This window comes from Alteromonas sp. AWQ4_252 (genome assembly GCF_056158205.1).
This window is the reverse complement of record NZ_JBSWSV010000001.1, coordinates 3224145-3246509: the sequence shown is the minus strand read 5'-3', so window position 1 is coordinate 3246509 and position 22365 is coordinate 3224145. Positions and strand designations below refer to the sequence as shown.

Below are 22365 nucleotides of genomic sequence, written 5' to 3'. Positions count from 1 at the left end.
AGCTATATGTTGAACAAAGAATTAGAGCAGACGCTTAATGAAGCTTTCGTGTTTGCCAGAGAACATCGTCACGAGTTCATGACGGTTGAGCACTTGTTGCTGGCGCTGATGGATAACTCCGCTGCCCGTGAAGCACTCACCGCCTGTGGCGCAAATGTTGAGTTAATTAAAAGCGAACTTATTGAGTTTGTAAAAGATACCACGCCCCTGATTATGGACGACCAGGCTAACGAAAGAGAAACACAACCCACACTGGGTTTTCAGCGCGTCCTTCAGCGAGCGGTGTTTCACGTTCAGTCTTCTGGCAAGGAAGAAGTGTCTGGTGCGAACGTGCTTGTGGCCATTTTTTCCGAACAGGAATCACAGGCCGTGTATATTCTGAAAAAAGCGGACGTTACCCGTTTGGATGTGGTTAACTTCATCAGCCATGGCGTTAGCAAAAATGAAGATGAAAGCCCCGCTGGCGCTGAAAGTAATGAAGAAGGGGCTGAAGGCGAAGAATCTGGCTCGGCGTTGAGTAAGTATTCCACTGATCTAAACAGACAAGCAAAAGAGGGGAAAATTGACCCTCTTATAGGTCGTGATTCCGAAGTTGAGAGAACTATTCAAATATTGTGTCGTCGGCGCAAAAATAACCCGTTACTAGTAGGTGAAGCGGGTGTGGGTAAAACTGCTATAGCAGAAGGCCTTGCGTATCGTATTGTCAATGACGATGTGCCTGAGGTTATTGCCGAAAGTACGGTATATTCTCTCGACCTGGGTGGTCTGCTTGCTGGTACAAAATATCGCGGCGACTTTGAAAAGCGATTAAAAGCAATACTCAAAGAACTGAGTAAAGATGAAAATGCTATTTTGTTCATTGACGAAATCCACACCATTATTGGCGCTGGCGCGGCTTCGGGTGGTGTCATGGATGCATCCAACCTGTTAAAGCCCAAACTTAGTTCAGGCGAATTGCGTTGTATTGGCTCTACGACTTATCAGGAATATCAGGGGATTTTTGAAAAAGATCGGGCTTTGGCACGTCGTTTCCAAAAAGTCGATGTGGTTGAACCGTCTGTAAGCGATACCACTAAAATATTGCTTGGCTTGAAATCGCGATATGAAGCTCATCACAGCGTTCGGTTTACGCAAAAAGCGTTGCATGCAGCAGCCGAGTTGTCTGCTAAATACATCAATGAGCGTCATCTTCCAGACAAGGCAATTGATGTAATGGATGAAGCCGGAGCAAGTCAACGTTTGTTACCAGTGTCAAAGCGCAAGAAAACCATTAATGTTGCTGATATCGAACAGATCATTGCCAAAATGGCAAGAATACCGGAAAAGTCTGTTTCTGCTTCAGATAGAGAAGCATTAAAGCATTTGGGCAGAGATCTGAAAATGGTGGTGTTCGGACAGGACAAGGCTATTGAAACCCTTACTGATGCAATTCATCTGTCTCGGGCTGGCCTTGGTACTGAAGAGAAGCCAATTGGGAGCTTCCTGTTTGCAGGTCCAACCGGTGTCGGTAAAACGGAAGTCACACAGCAACTGGCGAAAATCATGGGTGTTGAACTGATCCGCTTCGATATGTCTGAATATATGGAGCGTCATGCAGTGAGCCGGTTGATTGGAGCACCTCCAGGCTATGTCGGCTTTGATCAGGGTGGTCTTCTTACTGATGCTGTTATTAAGAACCCATACTCCGTCGTATTGTTAGATGAAATAGAAAAGGCACACAGTGATATTTACAATATTCTGTTGCAAGTGATGGATCACGGCACGCTTACTGACAACAACGGGCGTAAAGTAGATTTCCGAAACGTAGTGGTGGTGATGACTACCAATGCCGGTGTACAGGAAACTGTTCGTAAATCTATCGGTTTCAAACAGCAGGATCACAGTCATGATGCTATGTCAGAAATCAATAAAGTTTTCTCGCCGGAGTTCCGTAACCGACTTGATGGCATTATTTGGTTCAATCACCTCGATACAGATATCATTTTGCAGGTTATTGATAAATTTATCATCGAACTTCAGGCTCAACTCGACGCCAAAGGAGTGTCGCTGGAAGTCACACCTGCCGCCAGAGCCTACCTTGCTGAGAAAGGCTATGACAAAGCCATGGGAGCGCGACCTATGGCAAGATTAATCAAGGACGAGATTAAGAAAGAACTGGCCAATGAGTTATTGTTCGGCGAACTGAATAAAGGGGGCAGCGTGAAAGTTGATTTGGGTGAAGACAAGTTGACCTTTTCGTTCTCTGGCGTGGAAGCACCTAATGCAGAGTCTGAGGCAAACTAGCTGATAGTGTCTTTATTACACGAATAAAAAAGCCCGATAAATCGGGCTTTTTTTAAGATTCTACAGACTACTGAGTATTATCTTGCACGATAAACGATTCGACCTTTAGTGAGGTCATACGGCGTCATCTCTACGGTTACTTTGTCACCAGTAAGAATACGAATATAGTTCTTACGCATTTTTCCAGAAATATGCGCGGTCACCACGTGTCCATTTTCAAGTTCAACGCGGAATTGTGTGCTTGGAAGGGTGTCAACAACGGTTCCTTCCATTTCGATAGAATCTTCTTTTGCCATGTAAAGCAGTTACCTCAGTGAGTCAAAATTTTGCCGCGCAGACATTAACCAATAAATGACCGCATGTAAAGTGAAACGGATTATTTACTTGTGATTTTTTGCCATTTGTTGTCAAAAAGTCGCTCGTGGGGGAAAAAGTTGCTTTTGTAATTCATTTTATTGCAGTTGTCGATTTGATAACCCAAATATAAATAACTTCGGTCAAGCTTTGCTGCAAAGGCGATTTGTTGCAGTATCATCCAGGTTCCCATTGAACGTTCTGTCAACTCAGGTTCGAAGAATGTATAAAATGCTGAAAAAGAATTCGTGCCGTCGCTGTGAGCAATGTCATCAGTTACCGCAACGGCTATTAACTGATCATTTTGGTAAGCCTCAATAAACACTGGTTGGTTCCACCAACAATCAGTGAAGCCTTGAAATTGTTCCTGGCTTGGTGGATACATACTGCCATCCCTATGGCGGGCAACTATGTACTTTTCGTACAAGGGATAATATGTATCTTTTGGAGACTTACTGAAATTGGTCTCAAGACACGAATTCTTTTTTAATACTCTGCGTTGACTTCTACTAGGGGTAAACTCGTTTACTGGTATTCGAATAGATTGACAAGCTTCGCAAGCCGGGCAGTGGGGCCTGTAAATTTGTTCACCACTACGCCTGAAACCAGCTTGAATAAGCTGGCCATAGCGGTACCGTAAATCCTGTTCTACTTCCGCATAAACCAATAGTTGTTCGTGTTCTTCTGGAAGATAACTACAGGCAAAAGACTGCGTAAGTCCAAACTTCATTGTGATATATATCCACGTTGCCAACATCTTTGATACGTCGGAAGTAACCGACCATCTTCATCAAGTGTAGCATTGTGTTTCTGTAAACGAGAAATGAATACCTCTCTAGGCTGGCCAACAGCACCTAATGATTGTAAATGCTCGGTTGGTAACTGGCAGTCTATGAACGCCAGATTGTGTTTTTTCATATGGCTCACCAGTCCATACATGGCGAGTTTTGACGTGTTTGGCTGCTTGTGAAACATTGACTCCCCACAAAAAACTTCGCCTACTGCTACGCCGTACAATCCTCCAACCAATTTATTATTAAGGTCCCAAACCTCTACCGAATGTGCGATTCCGGCCTCGTGAAGCTGTGTGTAAGCCTTAACCATATCTTCGGTTATCCAGGTGTCAGATGACATTGTATTATCGTCAGGACGACGACGAGGAATGGTGGCACATGCTTCAATAACGTCTTTAAATGCCTGATTTAAAGATAGGGTATACCGCTGCTGCCGAATAAGCTTTTTAAGACTTTTCGAGACGTGAAAATTGTTCAGTTCTATAATGGCCCGGGGGGTTGGTGACCACCATAATATGGGCTCATCGTCACTGAACCAGGGAAATATACCTCTGGAATATGCGTCAAATAGTCTGAATGGGTCGAGTGTTGCGCCATAGGCCAAGAGTCCATTAGGGTCTTCAAGCGCCTCTGTAACCGGCGGGAAAGGGCTGTGAACATCCAGATAAGGTAATTCGATCATAGTTGTGGGGGAAAGGGCGAACGCGTCGCCCTATATTTTTTATTAGCCTTGTTCCGGCATAAAACCGTCGAGGAATTTTTCAGCATCCAGAGCTGCCATACACCCAGTACCAGCAGAGGTAATGGCTTGACGGTAAACATGGTCGCTTACATCACCAGCTGCATAAATGCCTTCAACTGAAGTTTGAGTAGCATTTCCGTTCAGGCCACTTTGAACCACGATATAGCCGTCTTTCATTTCAAGTTGGCCTTCGAAAATATCCGTATTCGGCTTATGACCTATGGCAATAAATAAGCCCATTACATCAATTTCTTCTTTAACATCTGACTGGGTATCGGCAATGCGAATTTTAGTCACGCCCATTTCGTCACCTAGCACCTCGTCAAGGGTGCGATTTAGATGTAACACCACATTACCGTTTTCTGCTTTGTCCAGCAGGCGTTGTTCGAGAATTTTCTCACTGCGGAAGCTATCACGACGGTGAATAACATGAACTTCTGAAGCGATGTTTGACAGATAAAGGGCTTCTTCCACTGCCGTATTACCGCCGCCAACTACAGCTACTTTTTGGTTGCGATAGAAAAACCCATCGCACGTCGCGCAGGCAGATACGCCTTTACCTTTAAAGGCTTCTTCCGATTCCATACCAAGGTATTTGGCAGATGCGCCTGTGGCGATGATTAGCGCATCACAGGTATAGGTACCAGAATCACCGTAAAGGGTGAACGGACGCTTGCTGAAATCTGTTTTGTTGATGTGGTCAAAGATGATCTCAGTGTTGAACTTTTCTGCGTGTTTCTGCATGCGAACCATCAAATCAGGCCCGGTTAACCCTTCGGGATCACCAGGCCAATTTTCAACTTCAGTAGTAGTTGTTAATTGGCCGCCTTGTTGAATACCAGTCAGAAGTACGGGTTCTAAATTTGCCCTCGCTGCATATACTGCTGCTGAGTAGCCCGCAGGGCCAGAGCCAAGAATAAGAAGACGTACATGTCTGCTTTCTGCCATTATTTTCTCCAATCGTGTGCTTGGCCGTGATGGCCAATTATCAATGCCTTAAAGATAAGGGCCAATATCGCATATTCAAGCATTTTTGAGTATGACTTTTCATGACAAATTATTTCAATAGTGTTTCATAACAGCAGGAGTGAGCTATACTGCCATAACATCAGTATTAACTTCAGTTCCACGTAGTCGCGTGGAGCATTAACGCCACAATATGAATCATTCGTTTTTTGGCTGATAGTAAGGGGTCGAACATGGCACAATCGGTTTTCTCGCTTTTTAAAGATGGGCAGGAGTACATGGATACTTGGCCGGTAAAGCGCGAACTTTATGCGTTCTTTCCCGAGTGTCGCGTGATCAGTGCCACCCGTTTTGCAATAAAAGTGATGCCACCAGCTGCATTGTTAGCTTGTGCAATGATGTTTAACACCCTTGGAAATGACTTTCTGCCGCAGGTGTTTGCTGTTGGCTTGTTTTTTCTAAGTCTTCCCCTACAAGGGCTCATCTGGCTGGGACACCGTTCAAATCAGGTACTACCTCCACAACTTAAGACATGGTATCAGGACGTGCATCGGAAAATGGCTGCAGAGGGCTGTGAGTTGCACGCAATGCGTAGTCAGCCCAAATACATTGAACTGGCTAAAACGTTGAAAACTGCATTTTCAGAGCTTGATAACGTATTTACTAAAAAATGGTTCGACTGACGTCTCTTTTGGCACTAACCGCGCAGGCTGTAACGTAAATTTTCTATCGCACTTTATATGAAAAGCCCCCCAGAAATTGAAAAGTTCAACTAATGGGGGTTACTTCGTTTACCGCCTTTCATCAGACGATACGCGGCTTTGATTATTTGCTAATGACAAATTTGGTGTCTGCGCTACGCAATAAGAACAGTGCAAAGCATGCTCCCCACATTGGCCAGGCTGCAAAAAATAGCAAGTGATTAAACGCATCGGCATATTGTTGAAATGCCGACAGCGTTGAACCTCCGTGGAGTAAGAAAATTAAACCGTAAGTGTAGCGTTTAGCAATGCCGCCCAGAAAAGCAAGTACCAAAGCTAATTGTAGTGTGCCCATGACGTAAACGGCCATTTCGGGTACACCGCCTATGCCGTAAAATTTTTCGAAAATCGCCATGCCGTGAGCCGGATTTACAAACTTATCCAGGGTCCAGACGAACATTACAATAAAAATAGTGACGCGAAGAGAAAGTAGTGACCATTGCAGTCGGTTTTGAATATCGGTGTTGTTTTGCATATACGCTCCAAAAGTATAATTTTACCAGCATACTAGAACGACCGTTCAAAATAAAAATTTCAATTAATTTTGTATTTTTTTTATTTTTTTAAAAATTAGATGTACTGAAATTTTTTGTAAAGCGTATCGGTCTTGTGAAATAAGAAATATAAATACGGAATCATTAATGAAAAAATTATTTGGCCTGGCCGTTAGCACACTTGCGCTCGCCATTAGTCAGTCATTGTTTGCACAACAGGTGCAAGACATTGAAGTGATAGAAATAAAAGGGGATAAAAATAGCATTAATACGCTCAGTCCTGGCGACAACACACTTAAAGGAATTTTCGGTAGCGGTTTAAGTGCTGCAGAGACTCCCAGAGCGGTTACGTCTCTGTCGGCAGAAGCGATAGACGCTCTTAACATTAATGATTTACACGACATCGTAAAGGCAGCCCCTAATGCCTACGCTTCAAGCGGCTTCGGTACACCCAGCTTGCCAAGTATTCGCGGTCAGTTAGGCGAACTTTTTCAAGACGGCGTGCGTCGTCAGGCTGGTAATAACGGTTTTGGCTTGCCGTTATCTTTTAATAGTGTTGAGCAAATTGACGTGGTGAAAGGGCCGTCCCCCGTGTTATTTGGGAGTACACAGCGCAATGGCGGCTTCGTAAACCTTCAAACCAAGGTAGCACCTACTAGCCAGAGCAAAGGGAAAGTCACTCTTCGTGCTGGGCGCTGGGATCAGTATTCAGCGCAAATCGATTACGGTACTGCAATAGAAGAAGGTAAAAGCGGCATTCGCTTTAGTGCAGAGTATTTGGACCACGGTAGTTTCTATGACTTTGCCGAGCGGGAGAGCACGAATCTGTTTGTGGCGTATCGCTATGCACCGAGTGACGTACTGACGTGGGATATCAGTGCGGAGTATTACGACACGGATTACCCGGATAACGCGGGTATAAACCGTCCAACCCAAGATCTTATCGACAACGGTATTTACATTACCGGGCAAGGCACTCAGCCAAATGGCAGCACAGTGCCAGGGGCTGGAGCCATTATTTCTCCTACTGGTGAAGTGGTTATTCCCCGCAATCGCGTATTTACTAACCCAGACGACATCAATGGTGCTGAAACTACGGTTATTCGAAGCAACGTAGAATACAAATTGGCTGATAACCTGGCGCTTCGCAATATCACGTATTATCAATATCTTGAACGTGAGGAAATTGCGCAGAATAGTTTTGTGGAGATTATTGACGGCGCCGATACATTTGAAAACCGCACCGAGCTAGATTATCAATGGAACGATGGCCAACTGACTACGATAGGCTTGGCGCTTCGTTATAATGATGTACTGGGCTATAGCCAGTTTACCACTGAGGCCGATAACCCGATTGATTTAACAGGTCCTATCTCAAACCGTGTCATTCCGCTCACCGACGCGCAAAAAGCCCGTTTGGTTGAGCTGCGTCCGGGCTTATATGTTTCTCCAGGTGCACAATACGACCTGGATGGCGATGGAAGTGGCGATTTTAACCTGTCAGACACCACAGATTCCACATCGTGGCAAACGGGGCTGGCATTACAGCAACGCTCTACGTGGACCGATAAGTTTTCTACCATCGCCGGCATGCGCGTTGATTACTACGATGTAGAAGCCCGCGATCCATTAGCGCCTGCTGGTGTTGAAGCAGCGTCAGATTCGTACAGTGATACATTGACCAGCTACCAGCTAAGCGCGGTTTACAAGCTAACCGGCGATGTCAATGTATATGCCGCGTTTTCCAAAAGCGACGCTACATCGAACAGTATGGCAGGTGGCACGGTGTTAGGCGGTAACAACGAAATTAACCCGCTTAACTTTGCTACTGAAAATACCCTGTACGAAGTGGGCGTAAAATATGCGCCAAACAATAGCTGGTACGCAGAGGCCGCTGTATTTGACCAAACCCGAAGCTTACGTAATCGTGATGGCAGTAACAGTGGTGTGAAAACACAAGGTTTCGAGCTACAAATGTTCTATCAAGCAAACGATATCTGGATCAATGCTGCTTACAGCTATTTAGACGCTCGCTTCGACGACTCGGCAGCGTTTCAAGGCACGGCGCAGGTAATAGACGCTTTTGACAATAGTCGCCCAGATATTATTGAGGGGACGGGAGTGGGGTCGCCGTCGTTTGCCGCGTTCCCTGCATCTGATAGCCAAGTACAAGGTATTCCACCGCAAATAGCATCTATTAATGCTGGTTGGCAGGTTACTGATGATGTACAGCTTGGTGCGAGTGCTTTATACACCAAGTCATTCCCGTTAGACTTTTTACAAACCGTGCATATTCGCGATCAGTACACTATAGATTTAAATGCCGATTACCAAGTTAGCGATGATCTGCGTGTACGCTTAGATGTTATTAACGTTACCGATGAAGAAAACTGGCAGCCGTTGTTTGAAGGTGGGTATTTTGGCGCGACGCTTGTCATGCCAAACGTGCCTCGTCACGCTCATGTTACCATGCAATACGCGTTTTAAGCGCTAAGGGTTTTTATGTTTAAGAAAATAGCGCTTTTAGGGGTTATTGCCACCGCTATATTTAGCTTTTTTTACTTTGATTTGAATAGCTATTTAACTCTTCAGGGTATAAAAGACTCATTGGATACGTTTCAAGCGCAAATAGCACAAACCCCTGTGTTGAGCATAGGTGTGTTCTTTGCCATTTATGTTGCAATAACCGCGCTATCTTTGCCGGGCGCAGCTATTTTGACCTTGGCAGCAGGGGCCTTGTTTGGCCTGGTTCAGGGCTTAGTGATGGTGTCGTTTGCCTCTAGCGTAGGGGCAACGCTGGCGTTCTTAGTTTCGCGCTTTATCTTGCGCGATACCGTACGCAACAAATTTGAAGAAAAGCTTAAAAAGATTGATGAGGGCGTGGAAAAGCAAGGCGCGTTTTACTTATTTACTCTGCGTTTAGTACCGGTATTTCCGTTCTTTTTAATCAACCTGTTAATGGGGCTGACGTCACTAAAAACCTGGACATTCTACTGGGTAAGTCAAGTGGGCATGCTGGCAGGCACCGTGGTTTATGTAAATGCGGGTACGCAGCTGGCGCAAATAGACAGCCTGTCTGGCATTGTCTCACCCGAGCTTATCTTTTCATTTGTACTTTTAGGCATATTCCCATGGATTGCCAAGGCAATCGTGGCGGTAGTCAATCGTCGGCGCGTTTACAAAGGCTACAATAAACCGAAGAAGTTTGATCGCAACCTGGTGGTGATCGGCGCTGGTGCAGGTGGTTTGGTTACCAGCTATATTGCAGCTGCAGTAAAGGCAAAAGTCACGTTGGTAGAAGCAGGGGAAATGGGAGGCGACTGCCTTAACTATGGCTGCGTACCCAGTAAAGCGATTATAAAAACGGCGAAAGTAGCAAACCAAATGCGCCATGCTGATAATTATGGGTTAGAGCCGGTAACACCTTTTATGTCGTTTAGCAAGGTGATGGCACGTGTGCACGAAGTGATTGCGGCAATCGCGCCTAATGACAGCGTAGAGCGTTACACCAGTTTGGGCGTTGATGTTGTAAAAGGCTATGCGAAAATAGTCGACCCCTGGACAGTGGAGATCAAAAAGAATGATGGCGGCATCCAAACGCTTACAACCAAGAACATTGTTGTTGCCACTGGCGCGGCGCCTTTTGTTCCAGACCTGCCTGGTATTGAACAAAGCGGTTATGTCACCTCTGACACCTTATGGACCAAATTTGCAGAGCTCGAAGACGCGCCAAAACGCTTGATCGTACTGGGTGGTGGGCCTATTGGCTGTGAACTAGCCCAAGCCTTTTCACGCCTGGGTAGTGAGGTTACGCAAGTTGAACGTGCCACACGTTTAATGGGCCGTGAGGATGCGGATGTAGCCGAGTATGCTGAATCTGTACTGCGTGAAAGCGGAGTGAATGTGTTGACATCTCATGACGCACTGCGCTTTGAGACGAGAGACGGCGAAAAAGTATTAGTCGTCGCTAAAGAAGGGGTTGAGGCAACTATTGCCTATGACGAAGTGATTGTGGCGGTGGGACGAAAAGCGCGTTTACACGGTTTTGGCCTTGAAGATTTAGGTATTCGATTTGATAGAACGATTGAGGCCGATGAATACCTGCAAACCCTAATGCCAAATATTTTTGCTGCTGGAGACGTGGTAGGTCCATATCAATTTACTCACGTAGCCTCACATCAAGCATGGTACGCAGCCGTTAATGCATTATTCGGCACGTTTAAGAAGTTCAATGTAGATTATCGCGTCATTCCTTGGACAACCTTTATCGACCCTGAAGTAGCCCGTGTAGGTATTAACGAACGAGAAGCAGCGGAACAAGGCATTGACGTTGAAGTAACGCGATACGAATTTGCAGAGCTGGATCGTGCGGTCGCTGAAAGTGCCAGAAAAGGGTTTATCAAAGTACTTACCCCGCCGGGTAAAGACAAAATATTGGGCGTTACTATAGTCTCGGAACATGCCGGAGACTTACTGGTAGAATTTGTTATTGCCATGAAACACGATTTAGGTCTTAACAAAATTCTTGGCACTATCCACGCTTACCCTACGTGGGCTGAAGGTGCGAAATACGCAGCGGGTAACTGGAAGCGCGCTAATGCTCCAGAAAAACTTTTAAGTTACGTAGAGAAATTCCACACATGGCGCAGAGGATAGCAGCGATGGGTAGGGTAGTCGCTATTAGAAGATTCAGTCGATTGGCAGTGTGCAGCGTTATGCTGCTTGCTGCGAGCGTGAGCTTTTCGGTGTTGTCTGATGGAGCTGTACTTAACGGTGCGAATGAGCTTCACAAGCCATATAGCGCATTGCTAAGCAAACATGTGAAAACCATCAACAATGGTGCCAGCACAGAGGTTGATTACAATGGGTTTAAGCAAAACAGGGGCCATTTAACCCAGTATTTAAGTAGTCTGGCAAAGGTAGAACAAGCGACCTTTGATAGCTGGCCCGAGGCCGACCAACTGGCGTTTCTGATTAATGCCTACAATGCTTACACCATTGATCTTATTCTCACCGCATACCCTAAGATAGACTCTATACGTGACTTAGGCGGTTTTTTTTCGTCGCCCTGGAAAAAGGACATTGCACCGCTATTGGGTAAAACCCGTACGCTGGATGAAATAGAACATGAGCTTATTCGTGGGCAAAATGAACGTGTTAAAGGATACAACGAGCCTCGTATTCACTTTGCCGTTAATTGTGCCAGTATCGGTTGTCCGGCGCTGCGTGAAGAAGCTTATAGTGGTGAAAGTTTAGATAGCCAGCTTGATGCACAAACCAAGCGATTTTTAGCCGATACGTCTCGTAACAGAATGGATGGCAACACCTTGAAGCTATCTAGAATATTCGACTGGTACAGTGAAGACTTTGAAAACAATGCAGTTCGCAAAAGCGAACCTTGGCAGGGTGCTCAAAGCGTAAATACAGAAAATCTCAGCCAATTTTTACTGTTATATAAAGATGCATTGAATCTGTCGTCACAGCAAGAATCACTACTTGAGCAAGAAAGCGCAGAACTAGAGTTTTTAGATTACGACTGGGCGCTCAATGCAACGCAATAGGGCTTTAGTACATTTAAAAGCGGTTTTTTTAAGCCGCAAGACTCAATCGGTTTTTGGCCATCCTTGTGTGAATAACGTAGGGAAGTGTTTTGCCCAATATTCTCCACGTTTCTTTAGATTAACCATTTGCCGCAGCTTCAACCGGTATAATTCTCTATTATTCGTAATGGGACTTGCCCTATGTCTTCAAGCGCAGCAGCCAAGCGCAGCTTCATTTGATGTTGCTGCCAGTGTTGCGCATAGCCTGCCTCAGTCGCCAACATTTGCACTAACAGCAACCAATTCAACAAAGCCAAACCCGACAGGTCTTAAGTACACAGCAGCGAAATCGCCTAAAGCCGACACACAAAACAAACCTGTTGTGCGTTTTCACGCGTGGGGTGGTAGTGCCCAGGTGAACGCTTATTTGCAATGGGTAGCGGGGCAAATAAGCGAGCGATTTAACATCGAACTGCAACACGTTAAGCTTGCTGATACCAGCGACGCCGTCTCACGGGTGCTTGCAGAAAAAGCAGCAGGTAATCACGATAACGGCAGTGTAGATTTAATTTGGATAAACGGCGAAAACTTTGCCGCCATGAAAAAGCATGACTTGCTTGCTAAAGGTTGGGTTGAAGAACTCGATCATTTCTCGCTAACCCGCCCTGAAAACAACCCTGCCATGGTAACCGATTTTGGTGAAGCCACCCTTGGCATGGAGGCGCCTTGGGGTAAAGCATCAATGGTGTTTTATTATCGCAGTGGGCATATGAAATCGTTAGGTGTAACGCCTCCTCAAACAATTCACCAACTATTGCGGTTCAGTCAAAAAGCGCCTGGGCGCTTTACCTACCCGGTGCCAAGCGATTATTTAGGTATTAGCTTTATAAAATACGTAGCCATCGCCCTCAACGGCGATAAACAGCCTTTGTTTTACCAACCCGTTAACGAACAGTCTCTTCAGGCGATAATACCCGCACTTTGGGCTTATCTGGACCAATTACATCCAAATATGTGGCAGCAAGGGGAGTATATGCTTCGCCAAGCCTCACAACTTCAGCGCTTGGTCGGCACAGGAGAGTTAACACTCGCGTTTTCATTTACAGCCGCTGAAATTCCATCTGCCGTAAATCGTTTTGATTTACCCGATGATGTACGCACCTATGCTATGCAGGACGGCAGTCTTGCAAACGTACATTTTATCGGGTTGACCTATAATTCAAATGATAAAGAAGCCGCAACAACCGTGGTTAACTTCTTGCTGTCTCCAGAGGCCCAAGCCGAAAAGCAAAAGTTAACGGTGTGGGGTGACGACACAGTACTGGATATGTCAACGCTAACAAAAGCGCAAACCTTGTTGTTTATAGACAATACCGTGCACAAATCCGCCCTCGACAAATCACAGTCAACGGTACTCTTAGCCGAACCCCATGCAAGCTGGACGGATGCATTGCGCGAAGCCTGGTATGAACGCTACGGGGCACGCTACTAATGTTTACTCACGTTACACTTGTTGTTCGTTGGTGTTTGCTGCTTTTGCTTTGCATTCCCGTTTTAGCAGGGTTGATTGGGGTGATATTTCCTGCATTGGGTTATTTCCCGGCTATCGATGAAAATACCTTTTCAACAAACGTGTTTGCGACGTTATTTGCTTTCCCTGACATATGGCAAATGATGTGGTTGTCACTTTTTACCGGCTTAGGCTCAACGCTTTTAGCCGTTACTGGCTCGTTTTGTATACTCGCTGCGTTTTACCACTCTTCCCTGCTTGGAAAAATCCAGGGTGTGCTTAGCCCGTTTCTGGTGTTTCCCCATGCAGCAGCAGCCATTGCTTTGTTATTTGTAGTTAGCCCTTCAGGGATATTTGCTGCAATCAGTGCGCGCTTAAATGGGTTCACAAGTAGTGATATTGATGGATCTGTACTGCCATCAGAAAATGGCGGAGTGCTACTCTTTGATGACACTGGCCTTGGTGTGCTCTTCGCACTTAGTTTGAAAGAGTTGCCGTTTATCATGTTAATGACGCTAAGCGTTATGTCTCAGCCCCTTGTTAAGAAGAAATTATCAGGTTATGTAGAAGTGGGGACGGCGTTAGGTTATTCACCTACCGCGAGCTTTTTCAAACTGGTATTGCCGACAATATATTCGCAAATAAAATTGCCCATATTAGCGGTACTTGTCTTCGCCTCTTCAAATGTGGAAATTCCACTCATTCTGGGCCCAAATAACCCAAGTACTTTGGCTGTCGCTATTATGCATTGGTTTAATCATATTGATTTGTCTATGCGACTGCTTGCAAGCAGTGCAGCTGTGGTCCAGGTAGCAGTATCAGCTGTGGCGGTACTGTTATTTCTGGGCATCGAGCGTTTAGTTAAACATATAGCTAAGCGTAGCCTCTCTAGTGGCGATCGGTATTTTGCCGATCCACTGCCACGTGTTTGTGGTGTTGCTATTTTAGCGCTTTACATTATTTTGATATGCGCAGTGGTATACACGGTTGTCGTGTACTCTTTTGCTAAACAATGGCACTTCCCGTTATTCCTGCCAGAAGGAACAACACTACTGCATTGGAATACCGCAATAAGTGCATTGGCAGCTCCACTTGTCAATACGTTAATACTCGGTGTGCTGGTTAGCACAAGTGCGTTGGTGCTTGTTTTGTTTACTCTTGAAAGCGAACAGTTAAGGCCTGCTCGTAGCTTTTCATCTGGCGCCTTATCCGTTTCTCTTTTTTTACCGCTATTAGTTCCTGGCGTAGCGTTTTTGTATGGTTTGGTGTGGTTTCAGCAGCTTGTGTTTCAAAATGCCATATGGTTTCACACCTATATAGCGCACATGGTTTATGTGGTGCCTTACGTGTTTTTATCGATGGCGGTGGCATATCGGAAGTTCGACAACCGATACGCAATGGTGGCGCAGAGCTTGGGCAAAACGCCGTGGCAGGTGTTTTATCACGTTAAGCTTCCATCGTTGTTTGGCGCTATTTTAGTGGCGTGGGCCTTAGGGCTAGCGATTAGCTTTAGTCAATATTTACCCACCTTGCTGGCGTCTGGCGGGACGATCCCTACTATTACTACCGAAGCTGTGGCGTCGGTATCTGGCAGCAGTACGCGACTTACTGCAGTGTATGTCATGATTCAAGCAGTGTTGCCGCTGGTTGGCTTTGTGATCGCCTGGTACGTGCCTGCATTGACTATGAAAAAGCGGGGTAGGGGAATGCTGGTATCGGACAGGCGCAATGATATTTCAGCAAACCCAGTGCAGTAAAAGTGCATGGTTAAGATAAGAACAAAAATCAGAGGGAAGTAATTCATAGTGCTAAATTTAGAAAACATTGTTATCTATCGCGATGAAAAGCCGCTGTTACAGCTAAGTGCTGAAGTCGCAAACGGTGAAGTGCTGACTATTATGGGTCCGAGTGGAGTAGGTAAGTCTACTTTACTTCAAGCCATCGCCGGGCAACTTCAAGCCCCGTTCAGCCTATCGGGACAGATTAAAATAAATAATGTGGTGATGAATGAAATCGAAGCGCACCGGCGTAAAGTGGGCGTTATGTTCCAGGATGCGCTGCTGTTTGAGCATATGACTGTGGGAGAGAACATTGCGTTCGCTATGCCTGGTAATTTATATAAAAACAAGCAATTGAAACATAACGCCATCAACGATTTATTAGTGGCCGTCGAACTTGATGGCATAGCTAACCGGGCTGTAAATACGCTATCTGGTGGGCAGCAGGCAAGAGTAAGCTTGATCAGAACGCTGGCGTCTCAGCCTGAAGTGGTTTTGCTTGACGAGCCGTTTAGTAAATTAGATGTGGCCCTTCGCAGTCAAATTCGCCGCTGGACGTTTTCTCAGCTAAAAGCACGCAATATACCCGCTGTATTAGTGACACACGATAAAGATGATGCACTAGCTGCTGGCGGCGACGTTATAGAAATTCTATAGAGGTATTACAGAGACTATCATGTTAGATGCCAAAGTAACCCCTTTGATAAAGCCACTGTTAAAGCCGTTAATAAAAGCGCTGGATAGTAGTGGCGTTACTCCAAACCAGGTGACACTTGCAGGATTTGTCGTCGGCATTTTTGCACTTCCCTTTATTATTCTTAACTGGTGGAATATGGCGCTAGGCTGCATCATATTGAATCGTGTCTTCGACGGTATTGACGGTGAACTGGCGCGACATCAGCAAAGCAGCAGCAGTGCGGGCGGTTTTTTGGATATTTGCCTGGATTTTATGTTCTACGCTTCTGTCCCTTTAGCATTTGGCATAGCAAACCCAGTTGAGTGGGGCGCACCTGCGATGGTGTTACTAGCAACTTTTATTGGCACTGGCAGCAGTTTTTTGGCATTTGCTATTGCTGCTGAGAAATTTCAAATAGACAGGCCCCAGTTTGCTAACAAAAGCTTTTACTACATGCAGGGGTTAACCGAAGGCACAGAAACTATTTTAGTGTTTTTGGCATTTTGTATTTGGCCACAGTATTTTGCTGCGATTGCTTATGTGTTCGCAACCGCCTGTGCCGTTACAGTGGTGACTCGAATTGCAGGAGGCTTTTTTACCCTTGATAACGTCGAACGCAAGGCTTTCAAGCGCAGCGCTCAGCCACTGCTTCAGAACACGAATAATGATGAAAGCTCTCATAGCAGTCAAAGTACTGAGAATGGTTAAAGTACTAAACACAATAAAGGCAACAAATATTGGATAATACCTCGCTCATCCGCATAAGCGTATTTCTCTTCGTTTTTGTACTAATGGCAGTGTTTGAAGCCCTGTTACCTGCACGAGAGGCCGTGCTTAGTAGAAAAACCCGTTGGGTGGGTAATTTGTCGATGGTGGTGATAGGGGCGTTGGTATCGCGCATTTTGCTTCCGGCAACCCTGGTTGGTGTGTCTTTATGGGCTCAGCAGCAAGGTGTAGGCGCGTTCAACTTATTGCTGGATGCTTTGCCAAATGGTGTTACAAGCTCTGGCCAATGGCGTCTTAACGAAGGCCATTACGATGAGTCGTTAACCGATAGTTCCCTGCAATCACTGGTGTATATATGTGTCATCACGTTAAGTGTTTTATTGCTTGATATGCTTATCTACTGGCAGCACCGACTTTTTCATACCGTGCCATTGTTGTGGCGCTTTCATAAAATGCATCACGCTGATAGTCATGTCGATACCACCACAGGTCTTCGCTTTCACCCAGTTGAAATTGCCGTAAGCCTGGGTATTAAGGCCGCAGCGGTAGTGTTACTGGGCGTGCCAGCTATTGCTATTGTTATCTTTGAAGTGGCCCTCAATGGCTTTGCTCTTTTTAATCACGCTAATATTAGGTTGCCGCAAAAATGGGACGATAGAATAGGGTTGGTGTTTATTACCCAGCGTTTACATCGTATTCATCATAGCCAGGCAAAAAGCGAATCGAATTCTAACTACGGATTTAGCGTATCGTGGTGGGATAGGTTGTTTAATAGCTTTACGCGAAGAGCGGCTTTTAGCGATGAAACTTTGCCGATAGGCCAAAAAGACGTACCTGCTGTAAAAGAAAATGCCGGCGTACTGGCACTTTTGCTTCAACCATTTAAAACTCGCACGCAGCGCTAGAAGCAAACTAAAAGAGTGCTTATATGCTCGCCATAGTCATAGTGTTGACTGGCTAAGAAATTGTTTGCAGCGTTTACAGCGATATTGCGTGCCTTTGAGGATTTTATTGTGCCTGCGGATCGTCAAAGAGACCTCACCACACAGACAATGGTAAGTAAATGTCTTGAGATTAAGCGCTGTCAGGTCAAAGTTGTGCGTAGTAGAGGGGCTTGCGTTGAACAGGTCCCGCATCAAGGATTGCCACTCTATACCATGGGGTTTTACACGACCGAATATCTGATAAGCAAGTAGATGACAGATTTCGTGAGGTATAACGTTGTCTATGAAAGCGTCGGTATTGTGAATAAAGAGAACGGGGTTAAAGTTAATTCTGTTTTGTTGCAAAAACGCAGTACCAGCATTCTTTCCACTTTTTCTGAAGGTTACCGCAGGTAAAGGAAAGCTCCGTTTTAATTTAGTCGATGCGATACGGTAAAGGCGGTGAACTTCTTCTGTCACCGCCAGCTTGTCTTGCAACTTCATCACTAATAGAACTAATTTACCTTACACTGAAGACAGAGTGTGTAAATTCCCCTTGGATCGTTCAATTTTGTCACATGACTGGCTTCAGACATCACATTCTTCACCATTTTAAGTAACTGACTGTCGCTGTCTGCAAACTGCATTTTTACACCCCACACAAGTGCCTGGCCAAAAAACTCCTTCCAGAACTGTTCCTGGGGAGATAGTGTACGCTCTACGTAATGGGTATCGTAGGTTTCCAAGCCTGCGATTTCAGCAGCGCTCTTAATAGCGTCATCGATGTCGCCCAATTCGTCCACTAATCCCAACTCTAATGCCTGAGAGCCCAGCCATACGCGGCCCTGAGCAACTTTATCCACTGCCTCAGGCGTCATGTTTCTGTGTTCTGCAACCATGGTAATAAACTGGGTGTACGCTGTTTCAACGTTACGCTGCAGAAGATTTGCAAAACGTGGGTCCAGCTCCCTGAGTGGTGATAAGCCAGCTACTTCTGTTGATGCCACCCCGTCAACGTGAACACCAAGGTAATCAATGGTGTCTTCAAAGGTTAAGAACATGCCATAAACGCCGATAGAGCCTGTAACCGTACTTGGTGACGCATAGATTTTATCTGCTGGTGCTGAAATCCAGTAGCCACCGGAAGCAGCGTATGTGCCCATGGAAACAACTACGGGCTTGCCAGCTTTTTGCAATTCCAGAACTTCCTGGCGAATAATTTCAGAAGCAAAAGAACTGCCACCGGGAGAGTCAACCTCCAGCACAACAGCTTTTACGGTTTTATCCTGTCTGGCTTGGCGAAGTAGCCGGGCAGTGCTTTCACCACCAATCGTGCCCGGGGGCTGATTACCATCATAGATTTCTCCTTTTGCTACGACGATGGCAACTTTATCCTTGTTGTTGCTTATCTTCGGTAGTGGCGGTGAAATTACTTTCAAATACGTATCAAATGAAGTGACGTTGACTCCCAGGTCGTCATCACTGCTTCCTACCAACCCAATGAGTTCCTGTCTGACATCTTCACGGGTTTTTAGTGCATCAACCCAGCCATTTTGCAAAGAGTACTGGGCAAAGTCTGCACCTGCTTGTTCAAATTTTGAAAGCAGAACGTCGAGTTTTTCATCAAAACTGTTGATGTCAATATTTCGGGCTGCAGCGACATCGGCTTTATACTGATCCCAATATTCATCAAGCCATAACTTGTTAGCTTCTTTTGCCGCATCAGACATATCGTTGCGAATGTAAGGTTCGACAGCAGACTTATATGTTCCCACACGGAAAATGTGGGTGGAAATGCGCAATTTATCGAGCATATCCTTATAGTAAAGACCAAAACGGCCATACCCTTCGAACATCACGTTACCCATGGGGTTCAGATAGATATGGTTTGCATGGGCGGCCAGGTAATACTGATTCTGGTTGTAATAATCACCGATGGCGTAAATTGGTTTTTCTTCTTTGAAGTCGTCCAGTGCGTCAGCAACTCTTCTCAGTTTATCTAAGCCTCCGCCGCGCAAGCCGGATAAATCCAGTATAAGTCCTTTAATTCGACTGTCTTGTTTGGCGTTACTTAACACCTTTTCTACGTCTCTAACCAAAACTTCTGGATTTTCCGGTTCATCGCCAAACGCTTCCTCCATGAATTTAGCGAACGGGTCGACCTGTTCTTTCTGAACAACAAGGTTGCCATTTAATTGCAATAAAAGGGCGCTTCCAGGTTTTACCTTGACAGGATCTTCACTGTTACTTATTGCGATAATCAAACCGATAACAATGAATAGGAAGATAATATTGAAGAGCAATTTTCTGGAAAAATTCAGGACACTCCATAGTCCAATAAAAAGCGACTTTGTCCAGCTTCTACTAGCCGTCATATAACTAACTACCTCAGGAAATTATTTATTAAATGGTATCTAAACCACAGTGGAACGCGAATTAAATTTGTAATGAATTGTAAGATACCGCGATTCGCAGGAGCAACACAATCTAAAATAATGTAAGGGATCTTAGTCGCAGATACTTCGTATAGCTACGTTGAAGGGCAGGTTTGATTACCGCAATCTTATTTTGTGCTTTCCATTGCGAAAATTAAATGGTTTTTTGACGTATCCGAAAGTAGGATAACCGAAGTTATAAGAACCATCAGATGTAATTGGTTATTTGTCCGTAAGGGCAATGTAAGCGATATATACAGGGGGATGTTTTGGACGCTTTGTCACTCTTACTCAATCGTCAGTCGCAGGCTCGTCTGCAGGCACCTGCTCCTGCAGGAACTGCCTTGGAAAATATTATGCGGGCTGCGCTTAGAACACCTGATCACGGGGGGCTTACTCCCTGGCAATTTGTAATATGCCAGGAAAAGGGGCTGACTGATCTAGGCGCGATTTTTGAGCGTTCGGCTATTGAAAACGATAAATCAGCGAAGGAAATAGAGAGAGCTGTTCAACTTCCTTTGCGGGCACCTATGGTGATTGTTGCCATTGCGAAGTATAAGGAACACGAGAAAGTCCCACAGGTTGAGCAAATTGCGTCGGCGTCCTGTGCCGTCATGGCCATGCAAATGGCCGCGCAAGCTCAAGGTTTCAATGGTATTTGGCGAACAGGGGCTTACGCACATTGCGAAGTAGTACGGAAGGCTTTTGAATTGTCTGAAGATGATGAAATTATAGGTTTTCTTTATCTTGGGACACCGGCTATTGCTTCTGTAGAAAAGCCTTTACTGTCGCCAACTGACTTTTTCACTCACTGGCAATAAGCAGATGAAGTCCGTGATCGTGACGGCGCTTATCTTGTCCAGCTAATAGAAGGCAAAAAAGGGGCTTATGCCCCTTTTTAATGTTGACAATTATAATGACGTTTTTAGTCTACCTGGACGATTTTTAGTGCGTTTGTTGCACCAATTTTCTCCATTTCGTCGCCGTAAGTCATTATTACGCTGTCACCAGATTGCACTACGCCAATGGCTTTGAGCGCTTCCATAGTGTCGTGTTTCAGCTGGCCTGGCTCGCTATCCCGCGAATCGAAGAAAACTGGTTTAACACCACGATATAAAGCCATGCTATTGAGGGTAGTATCGTGTCTGGACATAGCAATGATTGGTAGTGATGTCGTGATACGCGACATCAATTTAGGTGTGTTACCACTTTCAGTCAGCGCCACAATAGCCTTAATGCTTGGCAGGTGATTAGCAGCGTAAACCGCAGATAATGCGATAGTTTCACTCACTGTAGAGAACATGTCATCCATGCGGTGTTTTGATAGCTTGATACTTGGATGCGTCTCTGCACCTTCACATACCCGTGCCATTGCCTTTACCGTTTCTACCGGGAAGCTGCCTGCTGCTGTTTCTGCTGATAACATAACAGCGTCAGTTCCGTCGAGTACCGCATTGGCAACATCCATGACTTCTGCGCGGGTAGGCATGGGGCTATTGATCATCGATTCCATCATTTGTGTTGCGGTAATTACCACTTTATTCAACTGACGAGAACGAGAAATGAGTTTCTTTTGTTTACCTACCAGTTCAGCATCGCCGATTTCAACGCCTAAGTCTCCACGTGCTACCATAACGGCATCTGAAGCATTAATAATGTCGTCGATAGCTTCATCAGTGGCGACGGCTTCAGCGCGCTCAACTTTTGCGCAGATCAGCGCATGACAGCCAGCCGCTTGAGCCAGTTCCCGGGCGTAGTTTAAATCTGCACCACTGCGAGGAAAAGAAACTGCCAGGTAATCAACGCCGATTTTGGCTGCTGTTTTAATGTCTTCTTTATCTTTTTGTGTGAGTGCTTCTGCTGACAAACCGCCACCCTGACGGTTGATACCTTTGTTATTAGACAGTTTCCCACCCACAGTAACGACAGTATGTACTTTGCGATCCACAACTTCGGTCACTTTCAGTTGAATTCTGCCATCATCAAGAAGAAGAATATCTCCGGTATTAACGTCATCTGGCAAGGCTTTATAATCGATACCTACAGCATTGACATCGCCTTCCTCTTTCCCAAGTTCTGCATCGAGAACGAAGGGGGCGCCCACTGAAAGTTCTACCGCACCTTCTTTAAAACGGGCAACACGAATTTTGGGTCCCTGAAGGTCTCCGAGAATAGCAACGTACTTGTTGAGGTTCTTCGCCGCCTGACGTACTTTTCTAGCACGCTCAATGTGATCTTCGGCTTGACCATGTGAAAAATTCATGCGGACGACGTTGGCGCCGGCAGCGATAATTGCCTCAATCATTTCCAGGGTATCTGTTGCGGGTCCTAGCGTGGCAAGTATCTTCGTTCTTCTCGTCATAGTATTAGGTCACTTAATTTC

At 45.5% G+C, this 22365-nt stretch carries 19 protein-coding genes; 11 read left to right on the top strand and 8 right to left on the bottom strand.

Translation table 11 applies throughout. The features are described from left to right. Positions 1-6 precede the first annotated feature (6 nt). Positions 7-2283, top strand: coding sequence for an ATP-dependent Clp protease ATP-binding subunit ClpA (clpA, locus tag ACXACM_RS14305; protein WP_474822547.1), 2277 nt, complete (start codon positions 7-9; stop codon positions 2281-2283). A gap of 77 nt (positions 2284-2360) precedes the next feature. On the opposite strand, the gene infA is transcribed toward clpA, so the two are convergent. The 4 genes from infA to trxB all read right to left on the bottom strand — a co-directional run bounded on the left by infA (position 2361) and on the right by trxB (position 5121). Next, a complete protein-coding gene (gene infA / locus ACXACM_RS14300) occupies positions 2361-2579 on the bottom strand; it encodes a translation initiation factor IF-1 (RefSeq protein ID WP_070124261.1) in 219 nt (72 codons plus the stop codon). A gap of 80 nt (positions 2580-2659) precedes the next feature. Then, a complete protein-coding gene (locus tag ACXACM_RS14295) occupies positions 2660-3367 on the bottom strand; it encodes an arginyltransferase (RefSeq protein ID WP_474822546.1) in 708 nt (235 codons plus the stop codon). Next, positions 3364-4113 (bottom strand): leucyl/phenylalanyl-tRNA--protein transferase, encoded by a 750-nt coding sequence (gene aat / locus ACXACM_RS14290; protein WP_474822544.1) that lies wholly within the window; start codon positions 4111-4113, stop codon positions 3364-3366. The genes ACXACM_RS14295 and aat overlap by 4 nt, the downstream gene beginning before the upstream one ends. Positions 4114-4155: 42 nt before the next feature. Then, positions 4156-5121 (bottom strand): thioredoxin-disulfide reductase, encoded by a 966-nt coding sequence (gene trxB, locus ACXACM_RS14285; RefSeq protein ID WP_474822543.1) that lies wholly within the window; start codon positions 5119-5121, stop codon positions 4156-4158. Between the two features lie 251 nt (positions 5122-5372). Between trxB and yfbV the strand changes: the two genes are divergently transcribed. Continuing rightward, a complete protein-coding gene (yfbV, locus tag ACXACM_RS14280) occupies positions 5373-5822 on the top strand; it encodes a terminus macrodomain insulation protein YfbV (protein WP_474822542.1) in 450 nt (149 codons plus the stop codon). 142 nt (positions 5823-5964) lie between these two features. On the opposite strand, the gene ACXACM_RS14275 is transcribed toward yfbV, so the two are convergent. Continuing rightward, on the bottom strand, positions 5965-6375 hold the full coding sequence (locus ACXACM_RS14275; protein ID WP_474822541.1) for a hypothetical protein: 411 nt from the start codon (positions 6373-6375) through the stop codon (positions 5965-5967). Positions 6376-6541: 166 nt separating this feature from the next. On the opposite strand from ACXACM_RS14275, the gene ACXACM_RS14270 reads away from it, so the two are divergent. The 8 genes from ACXACM_RS14270 to ACXACM_RS14235 all read left to right on the top strand — a co-directional run bounded on the left by ACXACM_RS14270 (position 6542) and on the right by ACXACM_RS14235 (position 17529). Continuing rightward, positions 6542-8881 carry a TonB-dependent receptor gene (locus ACXACM_RS14270; protein ID WP_474822539.1) on the top strand — a complete coding sequence of 780 codons (2340 nt, stop codon included), beginning with the start codon at positions 6542-6544 and terminating at the stop codon, positions 8879-8881. A gap of 15 nt (positions 8882-8896) precedes the next feature. Beyond that, complete coding sequence (locus tag ACXACM_RS14265; protein ID WP_474822537.1) at positions 8897-11050, top strand: FAD-dependent oxidoreductase; 2154 nt, start codon at positions 8897-8899, stop codon at positions 11048-11050. Between the two features lie 5 nt (positions 11051-11055). Next, positions 11056-11955, top strand: coding sequence for a DUF547 domain-containing protein (locus ACXACM_RS14260; protein WP_474822536.1), 900 nt, complete (start codon positions 11056-11058; stop codon positions 11953-11955). Between the two features lie 166 nt (positions 11956-12121). Continuing rightward, entirely contained in the window at positions 12122-13426 is a 1305-nt protein-coding gene (locus ACXACM_RS14255; protein ID WP_474822534.1) for an ABC transporter substrate-binding protein, read from the top strand. Next, entirely contained in the window at positions 13426-15201 is a 1776-nt protein-coding gene (locus ACXACM_RS14250; RefSeq protein ID WP_474822533.1) for an ABC transporter permease, read from the top strand. Before ACXACM_RS14255 ends, ACXACM_RS14250 begins: the two co-directional genes overlap by 1 nt. A gap of 48 nt (positions 15202-15249) precedes the next feature. Then, positions 15250-15879 (top strand): ATP-binding cassette domain-containing protein, encoded by a 630-nt coding sequence (locus ACXACM_RS14245; RefSeq protein ID WP_474822532.1) that lies wholly within the window; start codon positions 15250-15252, stop codon positions 15877-15879. Positions 15880-15898: 19 nt separating this feature from the next. After that, positions 15899-16606 carry a CDP-alcohol phosphatidyltransferase family protein gene (locus ACXACM_RS14240; protein WP_474822530.1) on the top strand — a complete coding sequence of 236 codons (708 nt, stop codon included), beginning with the start codon at positions 15899-15901 and terminating at the stop codon, positions 16604-16606. A gap of 29 nt (positions 16607-16635) precedes the next feature. Beyond that, complete coding sequence (locus ACXACM_RS14235; RefSeq protein ID WP_474822529.1) at positions 16636-17529, top strand: sterol desaturase family protein; 894 nt, start codon at positions 16636-16638, stop codon at positions 17527-17529. Positions 17530-17565: 36 nt separating this feature from the next. On the opposite strand, the gene ACXACM_RS14230 is transcribed toward ACXACM_RS14235, so the two are convergent. Further along, on the bottom strand, positions 17566-18051 hold the full coding sequence (locus tag ACXACM_RS14230; protein ID WP_474824366.1) for a SprT family zinc-dependent metalloprotease: 486 nt from the start codon (positions 18049-18051) through the stop codon (positions 17566-17568). A gap of 11 nt (positions 18052-18062) precedes the next feature. Continuing rightward, positions 18063-19922 carry a signal peptide peptidase SppA gene (gene sppA, locus ACXACM_RS14225; RefSeq protein ID WP_474822527.1) on the bottom strand — a complete coding sequence of 620 codons (1860 nt, stop codon included), beginning with the start codon at positions 19920-19922 and terminating at the stop codon, positions 18063-18065. A gap of 329 nt (positions 19923-20251) precedes the next feature. On the opposite strand from sppA, the gene ACXACM_RS14220 reads away from it, so the two are divergent. After that, the gene (locus tag ACXACM_RS14220; RefSeq protein ID WP_474822526.1) at positions 20252-20803 is read left to right on the top strand and encodes an NAD(P)H nitroreductase; all 552 of its coding nucleotides are present in this window, start codon (positions 20252-20254) and stop codon (positions 20801-20803) included. 104 nt (positions 20804-20907) lie between these two features. Here the strand turns inward: ACXACM_RS14220 and pyk are convergent, their stop codons facing one another. After that, complete coding sequence (gene pyk / locus ACXACM_RS14215; protein ID WP_474822525.1) at positions 20908-22344, bottom strand: pyruvate kinase; 1437 nt, start codon at positions 22342-22344, stop codon at positions 20908-20910. Positions 22345-22365: the final 21 nt, after the last annotated feature.

Excerpts from the sequence above, each read along its gene's own strand:
- clpA (WP_474822547.1), top strand. The coding sequence starts at position 7 with ATGTTGAACAAAGAATTAGAGCAGACGCTTAATGAAGCTTTCGTGTTT.
- infA (WP_070124261.1), bottom strand. The coding sequence starts at position 2,579 with ATGGCAAAAGAAGATTCTATCGAAATGGAAGGAACCGTTGTTGACACC.
- ACXACM_RS14295 (WP_474822546.1), bottom strand. The coding sequence starts at position 3,367 with ATGAAGTTTGGACTTACGCAGTCTTTTGCCTGTAGTTATCTTCCAGAA.
- aat (WP_474822544.1), bottom strand. The coding sequence starts at position 4,113 with ATGATCGAATTACCTTATCTGGATGTTCACAGCCCTTTCCCGCCGGTT.
- trxB (WP_474822543.1), bottom strand. The coding sequence starts at position 5,121 with ATGGCAGAAAGCAGACATGTACGTCTTCTTATTCTTGGCTCTGGCCCT.
- yfbV (WP_474822542.1), top strand. The coding sequence starts at position 5,373 with ATGGCACAATCGGTTTTCTCGCTTTTTAAAGATGGGCAGGAGTACATG.
- ACXACM_RS14275 (WP_474822541.1), bottom strand. The coding sequence starts at position 6,375 with ATGCAAAACAACACCGATATTCAAAACCGACTGCAATGGTCACTACTT.
- ACXACM_RS14270 (WP_474822539.1), top strand. The coding sequence starts at position 6,542 with ATGAAAAAATTATTTGGCCTGGCCGTTAGCACACTTGCGCTCGCCATT.
- ACXACM_RS14265 (WP_474822537.1), top strand. The coding sequence starts at position 8,897 with ATGTTTAAGAAAATAGCGCTTTTAGGGGTTATTGCCACCGCTATATTT.
- ACXACM_RS14260 (WP_474822536.1), top strand. The coding sequence starts at position 11,056 with ATGGGTAGGGTAGTCGCTATTAGAAGATTCAGTCGATTGGCAGTGTGC.
- ACXACM_RS14255 (WP_474822534.1), top strand. The coding sequence starts at position 12,122 with ATGGGACTTGCCCTATGTCTTCAAGCGCAGCAGCCAAGCGCAGCTTCA.
- ACXACM_RS14250 (WP_474822533.1), top strand. The coding sequence starts at position 13,426 with ATGTTTACTCACGTTACACTTGTTGTTCGTTGGTGTTTGCTGCTTTTG.
- ACXACM_RS14240 (WP_474822530.1), top strand. The coding sequence starts at position 15,899 with ATGTTAGATGCCAAAGTAACCCCTTTGATAAAGCCACTGTTAAAGCCG.
- ACXACM_RS14230 (WP_474824366.1), bottom strand. The coding sequence starts at position 18,051 with ATGAAGTTGCAAGACAAGCTGGCGGTGACAGAAGAAGTTCACCGCCTT.
- sppA (WP_474822527.1), bottom strand. The coding sequence starts at position 19,922 with ATGACGGCTAGTAGAAGCTGGACAAAGTCGCTTTTTATTGGACTATGG.
- pyk (WP_474822525.1), bottom strand. The coding sequence starts at position 22,344 with ATGACGAGAAGAACGAAGATACTTGCCACGCTAGGACCCGCAACAGAT.